Annotated in this window: 11 protein-coding genes and 2 pseudogenes; 11 read left to right on the forward strand and 2 right to left on the reverse strand. The window is 41.8% G+C overall.

Going from position 1 to position 7,959, the window contains the following annotated elements; all coding sequences use genetic code 11:
• From IQ234_RS18755 to IQ234_RS18770, 4 genes and pseudogenes are all read left to right on the forward strand, one after another.
• Window positions 1-97, forward strand: a pseudogene (locus IQ234_RS18755) (IS630 family transposase); the annotation flags it as partial.
• Window positions 98-207: 110 nt separating this feature from the next.
• The gene (locus IQ234_RS18760) at window positions 208-543 is read left to right on the forward strand and encodes a DUF433 domain-containing protein (protein ID WP_193958195.1); all 336 of its coding nucleotides are present in this window, start codon (window positions 208-210) and stop codon (window positions 541-543) included.
• Window positions 540-899 (forward strand): DUF5615 family PIN-like protein, encoded by a 360-nt coding sequence (locus IQ234_RS18765; RefSeq protein ID WP_193958190.1) that lies wholly within the window; start codon window positions 540-542, stop codon window positions 897-899. The genes IQ234_RS18760 and IQ234_RS18765 overlap by 4 nt, the downstream gene beginning before the upstream one ends.
• Before the next feature lie 1,117 nt (window positions 900-2,016).
• On the forward strand, window positions 2,017-2,304 hold the full coding sequence (locus IQ234_RS18770) for a YggT family protein (protein ID WP_002766817.1): 288 nt from the start codon (window positions 2,017-2,019) through the stop codon (window positions 2,302-2,304).
• On the opposite strand, the gene IQ234_RS18775 is transcribed toward IQ234_RS18770, so the two are convergent.
• Window positions 2,301-2,741, reverse strand: coding sequence for a hypothetical protein (locus IQ234_RS18775; RefSeq protein ID WP_046662451.1), 441 nt, complete (start codon window positions 2,739-2,741; stop codon window positions 2,301-2,303). The genes IQ234_RS18770 and IQ234_RS18775 overlap by 4 nt on opposite strands.
• An 86-nt stretch (window positions 2,742-2,827) precedes the next feature.
• Between IQ234_RS18775 and IQ234_RS18780 the strand changes: the two genes are divergently transcribed.
• From IQ234_RS18780 to IQ234_RS18805, 6 genes are all read left to right on the forward strand, one after another.
• A complete protein-coding gene (locus tag IQ234_RS18780; RefSeq protein WP_193958191.1) occupies window positions 2,828-3,421 on the forward strand; it encodes a hypothetical protein in 594 nt (197 codons plus the stop codon).
• A gap of 62 nt (window positions 3,422-3,483) precedes the next feature.
• Complete coding sequence (grxC, locus tag IQ234_RS18785) at window positions 3,484-3,744, forward strand: glutaredoxin 3 (RefSeq protein ID WP_002785828.1); 261 nt, start codon at window positions 3,484-3,486, stop codon at window positions 3,742-3,744.
• Between the two features lie 15 nt (window positions 3,745-3,759).
• Entirely contained in the window at window positions 3,760-4,743 is a 984-nt protein-coding gene (gene gshB, locus IQ234_RS18790) for a glutathione synthase (RefSeq protein WP_193958192.1), read from the forward strand.
• A gap of 164 nt (window positions 4,744-4,907) precedes the next feature.
• Window positions 4,908-5,219: a DUF2499 domain-containing protein gene (locus IQ234_RS18795; RefSeq protein ID WP_002741768.1), complete on the forward strand. Its 312-nt coding sequence runs from the start codon at window positions 4,908-4,910 to the stop codon at window positions 5,217-5,219.
• Window positions 5,212-5,514, forward strand: coding sequence for a DUF3593 domain-containing protein (locus IQ234_RS18800; RefSeq protein WP_193958193.1), 303 nt, complete (start codon window positions 5,212-5,214; stop codon window positions 5,512-5,514). Before IQ234_RS18795 ends, IQ234_RS18800 begins: the two co-directional genes overlap by 8 nt.
• A gap of 266 nt (window positions 5,515-5,780) precedes the next feature.
• A complete protein-coding gene (locus IQ234_RS18805; protein ID WP_002767386.1) occupies window positions 5,781-6,965 on the forward strand; it encodes an NAD(P)H-quinone oxidoreductase subunit H in 1,185 nt (394 codons plus the stop codon).
• A gap of 118 nt (window positions 6,966-7,083) precedes the next feature.
• Here IQ234_RS18805 and IQ234_RS18810 read toward each other — a convergent pair whose 3' ends face one another.
• Window positions 7,084-7,269, reverse strand: a complete 186-nt coding sequence (locus tag IQ234_RS18810) for a hypothetical protein (protein WP_193958194.1) — start codon at window positions 7,267-7,269, stop codon at window positions 7,084-7,086.
• 123 nt (window positions 7,270-7,392) lie between these two features.
• On the opposite strand from IQ234_RS18810, the pseudogene IQ234_RS18815 reads away from it, so the two are divergent.
• Window positions 7,393-7,845 (forward strand): annotated as a pseudogene (locus tag IQ234_RS18815) (hypothetical protein); the annotation flags it as partial.
• Window positions 7,846-7,959: the final 114 nt, after the last annotated feature.

Below are 7,959 nucleotides of genomic sequence, written 5' to 3' on the forward strand. Positions count from 1 at the left end.
TATCGAACATGATTTTAGTGCATTAAAGAGGGCAAGAATGTATGCTCCTGTGGGGACACCCCTTGATGAAATTATTCGTACTTATTGTGTCGCCTAGTGTCTCGTTCTTATTTGAAATAACTATATCAGTGAACAGTTATCAAAGAGCCGGACTGATAACTGGTGGCGATGCTACAATTAAAAGAGAAAGTTTGCTCCAAGAAAACCATGCAACTAGAAGAATACTTTGAAGTTTTTGCTCCAGATGACATCCGCATTAAAGGACATCGCATTGGGATTGAGGATGTCATCAACTACCATTTAAAAGGTTATACTTCCCAGCAGATTCTCCAAAAGTTACCCACCTTAAACCTAGAGAAAATTTACGCTACTCTCGCCTATTACTATCAAAATAAGACCCTGATAGATGCTTATCTTCAGCGCCTCCGTGACTGGCAGGAAGAACAATACCAACAGTGGTCAAATACCGAGTCATCCCCCCTGATTCAACGCCTAAGACAACTAAAACTAAAACGGAAACAGCAAGAACTAAACCTCGCATGAGAATCCGGTTTTTGTTAGATGAAAACTTATCCCCAGACCTCAAAATATCTCTGTTGCGATTGAATCCTAATCTCGATATTTTGCGAGTAGGTGAACCCGATGCACCACCACTGGGAACTTTAGACCCAGAAATCCTAGATTATGTTGCGTCATTTCAACGGTTGTTAGTTACCAATAATCGTCGCAGTATGCCCGGACACCTGAAGAACCATTGGGATAAGGGTGGACGTATTTGGGGTTTACTATGGTTGCGCCCCAGTGCTAATTTAGATATCTGGGCAGAAGAATTATATCTGATTTGGGAAGCATCCGAAGCAGAAGAATGGATTGACCGAGTTGATTGGATTCCCTTTTAAATCTTCGCTATTTATAGAGGAATATGAGTAATCCGGTCTTGATAATCTTGGGCATCTCCTAATCAAGCAATGAGAATTACTTAATACTGATTAATAATTTTCTGCCGCTGCCCTTTCTGCCTTTAATTTCCGCATTTTCTCCACAAAAGCGGGGGGTTCATCTAAATCTGTTGAGTGTAGGCTAGTTATACAGAGAAGAACAAATGTTAGCCTCTAGCAAGATTTACCTAATTTAAAGGTATATTAGGAACGTAGAATATCGGACAAAATATCTATAATTAAAGTTTGAGTTTTTAATGATAATGAGCCTAGTTCACGCTGCATCAGTGAAGATAGAAGTGTTACCAAATGATCAAGTCTGATGGCTGAGGATTGGCGAAGACCACTTATCATAAAATCTGGACTTTCTGAACTCAAAATAATATCTGTAAGAAGGAGATTTTCGGGAATAAGACTGGTGATCAGAGCAAAGATAACGTGTTAATAGCCTCCAATTTTATTGGTTAGGCAATAAGCATGGCGAACTTTACTGGAAGATAAATCGTCGAAGGGAAATTGAATCAATACGATTTGACCCTTCATTGCTTACAGTTTGTCCATAGTTTCTTCTATCTTGTAACAAATCTATTACTTTAGCATACTAAACTCGGATGAACCGAATTTTGGTTCATCTGAGTTTCGCAATGCAAATCGATGTTACACTTAGCTGGAAACCCTATCCAGCAAGGGATTAATTCAATTTAGTTCTGGAAAAAAACACGAAAGACTTATCTGGAAGGTGTTTCAAGCTCTTAAGCTCCTGATAAACCGCCGAGAAGCATACCAAACTCAGAAGAGTCAGAATTTTTACCTATAGGAGCATTCCCCTATAGAACCCCATAACTCTAGTTTTCAAGGCTTCGGCCGTGAGCTTTTGCCGAACGGTGCGTTCATCGGGCGATGACTGGGTTTTTTAAGCGGTTGCCCACCCTGCCCGCTATTCTTAATATCATACATCCTCTAAAGTCGCCCTAAAAGGGCGAGGCTTTAAACCCAATTTTTCGGTAACTAAAGACCATTTTTTTGGTAAGATCAAAGCTAAACTAACCATCACGCCCTCTTGAGGGAATATTTATTTATGAGCGATATAGGGTTTATTTTGACGATAATCAACAATTTCCTGCAAATTTACTCGGTAATCCTAATTGTTAGGGTTTTACTGACTTGGTTCCAAAATGCTGGTTGGGCCTATCAGATTATGTCTTTTCTCAGTCCGATTACCGATCCCTATTTAAACCTCTTTCGCTCGATTATCCCACCCCTAGGCGGAATGGATCTGTCCCCGATTCTCGCGTTCCTGCTGCTCAACGTCGTTCAGAGTGTCGTAGCCACAGGGGCTACCAGTCTGGTCAGCAGCGGTTTCTAAATTCGGGGATCCACACTACTGGTAAAACCGGAAGCTTTGAATTTTTCCAGTCGTAAGGGGGTGGGTTGATTGGTAGAAACAGAAATTCTGATCTCGAAATCACTAATCCCCGGTGGCACTTCGGGAATTGCCCCGACTCGGCTACGATTTTGTAAAGCTGGTTCCCCGTTAGCATCGTAAATCCGACCAAAAACATCGGCATCATAGACGGTTTTTCCAGAATTATTTTTAGCTTTGCCGGTGATTAAAAAACAATTAGCCGGAAAACTGGTTCCCCCACTGGTGACACTCCCCTCGGCTAATTCGGGGGGACAGTCTTTGTAAGATACATCTAATAGTTGAATTGGGGTCAAAGCTTGAGCAGTAGGGATGATAAGCCAGCTAGACAGCCAGAAGAGAGCAGAAAGCAGTAAAACGGTGAGCGAGCGTGGTGTCATAGATCAGTGATTTTACGGTATGATTTCCCCAATACTTAGATTATCGTGGATCGTCACCCTTTGAAATCAGCTTTTTTAGGACTCTCATGGATCGAGATGAGATTGAAACCACTCTCAAAGCGGCTTTTCTCCAGTGTGAGGCTTTATTCTGTCCTCTCAATGAACAACAAAAAGAAATTTTGTTAGAGGTGTTTTTTGAGCGAAATTCCCTCGCTGATGGCAATCCCCTGGACGAATTAACATCTATGCAAAGGGAGATTTTACTGGAATTTATCCTCAAACAAGAACGGGAAAATTTAGCTTGGAAAAGTTCCCTCCTCAATGATTGGCTTAACGATCGCCCTTCCGGTGCGGTACAATTTATCCGCGATCAGTATGGCTTGGCTTGGTTGAATAGCATAAAACCGATTCATTGGCAAGAATATTTACAAAAATTAAGGTTAACCAGAGAAAAATTACAGGTGGGAGATGTGATCGAGGTGTCTAATGGATTATGGGAATGGATTCCCACAGACGCTCCCGATAGTTGCGACTGGTTTCCCTGTGAGGTAATAGGAGTAAATGAAAGTGAGGATGACTCCCGTCCTGTTAGTTGCCGTATTCGCTTTCAAAACGGTGAAGAATGGGAAGTACAAGGAATATATCAGTGGAATCGCCCTAATTGGCGTTTTCTGACCTGAAGGAAGATCACTGCTCGGTTATCGGCTAAAATTAAGAACTGTAAAGAAAACAGATAAATTTTATGGCCGCTAAAGTTGAGATCTATACTTGGAGTTCCTGTCCTTTCTGTATCCGCGCTAAAGCATTACTCAACAAAAAAGGGGTGGAGTTTACCGAATATTGTATCGATGGTGATGAACAAGCGCGAGCCAAAATGTCCGATCGAGCTAATGGTCGTACAAGTGTACCACAAATTTTTATAAACGATCAACACATCGGGGGCTGCGATGACATCTATGCTTTAGATAGAAGTGGTGGTTTAGCTCCCCTGTTGCAGAATTAAGGATAAAAACTATTAATGAAACTAGCCTTTATTATCGATCCGATCGAGTATCTAGATCCAGGCCACGATACCAGCGTAGCTATCATGGAAGCGTCCCAATTATTAGGTCATGAAATTTGGATTACTTCCATCACCGATCTCAGTGCGATTGCGGGAAAAGCTTGGGCAAAACTAACTAAAATTGAACTGGTTCCTGTGGAGTTAAAAGATAATCATTGGGAGGCTATATCTCAATGGTATCAAAGACAAGAGACAGTTTTTACCTGCCTAGAAAACTTCGATTTTGTCTGGATGCGAAAAGACCCACCCGTGACAATTGCCTATCTATATGCCACCTATTTATTAGACTTGATTGACCCCAAAAAAACTCAAGTAATTAACTCAACTAGGGGTTTACGCCATGCCAACGAAAAGTTATATACGATTCACTTTGCTCAGGTAATGCCCGCCACAATTGTTTCCCAAGATAAAGCGAAGATTAGGGAATTTGTCAACCAAAAAGGGGCGGCAGTTATGAAACCTTTGGGTGGCAAAGCAGGGGAGGGAATTTTATTTCTTAGTCCCGAAGATCGCAATCTCAATTCAATGATTGAAATTAGCACAAAATGGGGACAAGAACCGGTAATGATTCAAGATTATTTACCAGCTGCCAAAGAAGGAGATAAACGCATTATTGTCCTCAATGGTGAACCGATCGGGGCAGTTAATCGCATTCCCACCGGTTCAGAATTTCGCGGTAATATGGCCGTGGGTGGACGAGTAGCAAAAACAGAAATCAGCGATCGAGAATTAGAAATCTGTGCCACTTTAGCCCCAAAATTACGAGAAGATGGCCTATATTTTGTCGGATTAGATGTGATTGGTGGCTATCTCACGGAAGTTAATGTCACCAGTCCCACTGGCATTCGCGAGATCGATCGATTAAACAATGTTAGTTTAGGTCAACAGGTGATTAAATGGCTAGAAAATTTTTGGAGAAATGGGAATTATAAATTCTGAATTATAAATTCTGAATTATGAATTGGGAGTGGGAATTATAAATTCTGAATTATAAATATATGAATTGGGAGTGGAGAGTGGAGAGAATAAATAAAAACAATCTCCTGTCTCCTGTCTCCTGTCTCCTGTCTCCTATCTCCTATCTCCTGTCTCCTATAAAAAAAATGAATGCTTTATCAATACCGACGTGGATAGTTCATGTATCGAGTGTCGTAGAATGGATAGCGGCGATCTGGTTAGTCTGGACCTATAGCGACATCAGTAGCGATCGATCGTGGCGAATGTTATCTTGGGGAATGTTACCCGCTTTAATTGGGGCCATGTGTGCCTGTACATGGCATTTTTTTGATAATATCAGTGCCTTATCCTGGTTAGTCACCCTACAGGCAGCCATGACTGTCTTAGGAAATTTTACCCTCTGTGCTGCCGGTTGGTGGCTGTGGCGTTCCAGCAAAATTAGCGTTAACAATGAATAAAGAGAGTTTATTTGCCATTTCTCTGTTTCCCTATTTGGGGTTTCTTTGGTTTGTCACTCGTTCAGGAAAAATGCCCCGTTTAGCCCTAATTGGCTTTTATGTGCTGTTAATCTTCGTTTTTATCACCATTCCTGCCGGTATCTACGCCAAAATCCACTATGGTAAAGAATTAGCTAACGTCGATTGGTTACACGGCAGCGCCGAACTTTTCCTCACCCTCTCCAATATTCTCGTCGTCTTAGGTTTTCGTCAGGCAATTTCAGCCAAAAAGGAAACAGAGAAAGGGGAACAGTAAACAGTAATAAGGGGTGTGGGGTGTGGGGAAGTATAAATAAAAATAATCTCCTGACTTCTGACTTCTGACTTCTGAATCCTGTCTCCTGTCTCCTGACTCCTGACTTCTGAATCCTGTCTCCTGTCTCCTGACTCCTGACTTCTGAATCCTGTCTCCTGTCTCCTGTCTCCTGCCTCCTGCCTCCTGATACCCGATAGTCCTTGTGTATTGTCGAAGCGTTTACCTATAATAACTTTAAAAAGATTTTCGGGATCATCGGTAGCCCTATGGCAAAAATTGAAACGAGAACAGAACCCATGGTTTTAAACATGGGACCCCATCACCCTTCGATGCACGGAGTTTTGCGCTTAATCGTCACCCTTGACGGGGAAGACGTGATTGACTGTGAACCCGTGATCGGTTATCTTCATCGGGGCATGGAGAAAATTGCCGAAAATCGCACTAATGTCATGTACGTTCCCTACGTTAGTCGTTGGGATTACGCCGCAGGGATGTTTAACGAGGCGATTACGGTCAATGCTCCCGAAAAATTAGCCGATATCGCCGTTCCCAAACGAGCGCAATATATCCGGGTGATTATGTTGGAACTCAACCGCATCGCTAACCATTTACTCTGGTTAGGCCCCTTTATGGCGGATGTAGGCGCACAAACTCCCTTTTTCTACATTTTCCGGGAACGGGAGATGATTTATGACCTCTGGGAAGCTGCGACGGGAATGCGGTTAATTAATAATAATTATTTCCGTATTGGTGGCGTGGCGGTAGATTTACCCTATGGATGGGTGGATAAGTGCGTGGATTTCTGTGACTATTTTGACCCAAAAGTGGACGAATACGAGAAATTAATCACTAATAACCCGATTTTCCGCCGTCGTATTGAAGGGGTAGGCTGCATTACCAGAGACGAAGCGATTAACTGGGGTTTATCCGGTCCGATGTTACGCGCTTCTGGGGTGAAATGGGATTTAAGAAAAGTTGACCATTACGAGTGTTACGACGATTTTGACTGGGAAGTGCATTGGGAAACCGCCGGCGATTGTTTTGCTCGTTATCTGGTGCGGATTCGGGAAATGCGCGAATCGGTGAAAATTATCCGGCAAGCACTGAAAGGTTTACCCGGTGGTCCCTACGAAAATCTGGAAGCGAAACGGATGGCAGAAGGGAAAAAATCAGCTTGGAATGATTTTGACTATCAATATATCGCCAAAAAAGTCGCCCCCACTTTTAAGATTCCTAAAGGTGAACATTATGTGCGCTTGGAAAGTGGTAAAGGGGAATTAGGTATCTTTATCGTCGGTAATGATGATGTTTTCCCTTGGCGTTGGAAAATTCGGGCCGCCGATTTTAATAATCTTCAAATTCTGCCTCATATCCTCAAAGGGGTAAAAGTTGCCGATATTATGGCGATTTTGGGCAGTATTGATATTATTATGGGGTCAGTCGATCGCTAAATATCCTTCAGGGTGGGTTATGTTATTAACTCACCCTCGTTTTGGCCCAGTCTCATGAAAAAAGCACATCGGCCTTTATTTCAGGTAATGTGCTTAAATACCTAGCATTTATCTTCATTTACTGGATGTGAGTGTTTTTCCCCGCTTCCAATTGAACCTCAGTGATAGGGGGAATCTCGTTTTGGGGAATCTTTAACTCTCCCACTTGAACACCCAAACTAGCCAAAGCAGTTAAAGTGGTGATGATGCGGCAAATCACGTCAATGTCCGCTTTATGTTTTTGCCAGAAATTTTCCTTTTTCATATTTACTCCTTTCGCCTTATGGCTTGTTTTTTGAGGACAAGTTGATTAAAATGCTTTAAGCAAATGCTGGCAAAAGGGGATCAAAAAGTGGATCAGATGGTAGGTTGACGTTTGACGAGATTTATGTTAAGGTCTGGCGAAATCAGATTATCGGATGAAGATGTAGAAACCCTTCGTAAGGCTAAAGATGCTTATAAGGGAAACTATTCTTGTGCTTCGGAGAAAACAGAGCAAATATTAATAGAAGCAAGTCGATGGTTACTTAAGGCATTTCTCGAAAAATACCGTAATCCAACAAATCCTCCCAGTTATACCATTCCATTGAATGTCTTGAAAGCTTGGATGACACCATCGCCACAATCCGGAACAACTAAAGACGTTTTAAAAACAGATGGGAAGAAATTGTACTTACAAAATGAATCTGATTTTAAAAGATTTGAAAATCAGAAGAAAAGCGAGTACAGAATTGAAGATATTAATGATAATTCAATTCATTTAACCTTAGCAGATATTAATTATCTATTAGATTTGTCTATTTTAAAGGTAATTGGCATATCTACAGATATAGCGGGTTTCAGTTGAATGAGGTACAGCATGGATGACTAGGTAGGCTCTTTAAAAGGGGTATCGCAATAGCAACAATGGGTAAACCAGTGATGGATGTCTCGCAATGTAATCTGACTAAAGGCT

Origin of the sequence: Microcystis aeruginosa LEGE 91341, from assembly GCF_015206885.1 — a bacterium.
GTDB classification, from domain to species: Bacteria; Cyanobacteriota; Cyanobacteriia; order Cyanobacteriales; family Microcystaceae; genus Microcystis; species Microcystis aeruginosa_H.

Excerpts from the sequence above, each read along its gene's own strand:
- IQ234_RS18805 (WP_002767386.1), top strand. The coding sequence starts at position 5,781 with ATGGCAAAAATTGAAACGAGAACAGAACCCATGGTTTTAAACATGGGA.
- gshB (WP_193958192.1), top strand. The coding sequence starts at position 3,760 with ATGAAACTAGCCTTTATTATCGATCCGATCGAGTATCTAGATCCAGGC.
- grxC (WP_002785828.1), top strand. The coding sequence starts at position 3,484 with ATGGCCGCTAAAGTTGAGATCTATACTTGGAGTTCCTGTCCTTTCTGT.
- IQ234_RS18770 (WP_002766817.1), top strand. The coding sequence starts at position 2,017 with ATGAGCGATATAGGGTTTATTTTGACGATAATCAACAATTTCCTGCAA.
- IQ234_RS18810 (WP_193958194.1), bottom strand. The coding sequence starts at position 7,269 with ATGAAAAAGGAAAATTTCTGGCAAAAACATAAAGCGGACATTGACGTG.
- IQ234_RS18760 (WP_193958195.1), top strand. The coding sequence starts at position 208 with ATGCAACTAGAAGAATACTTTGAAGTTTTTGCTCCAGATGACATCCGC.
- IQ234_RS18795 (WP_002741768.1), top strand. The coding sequence starts at position 4,908 with ATGAATGCTTTATCAATACCGACGTGGATAGTTCATGTATCGAGTGTC.
- IQ234_RS18800 (WP_193958193.1), top strand. The coding sequence starts at position 5,212 with ATGAATAAAGAGAGTTTATTTGCCATTTCTCTGTTTCCCTATTTGGGG.
- IQ234_RS18780 (WP_193958191.1), top strand. The coding sequence starts at position 2,828 with ATGGATCGAGATGAGATTGAAACCACTCTCAAAGCGGCTTTTCTCCAG.
- IQ234_RS18765 (WP_193958190.1), top strand. The coding sequence starts at position 540 with ATGAGAATCCGGTTTTTGTTAGATGAAAACTTATCCCCAGACCTCAAA.
- IQ234_RS18775 (WP_046662451.1), bottom strand. The coding sequence starts at position 2,741 with ATGACACCACGCTCGCTCACCGTTTTACTGCTTTCTGCTCTCTTCTGG.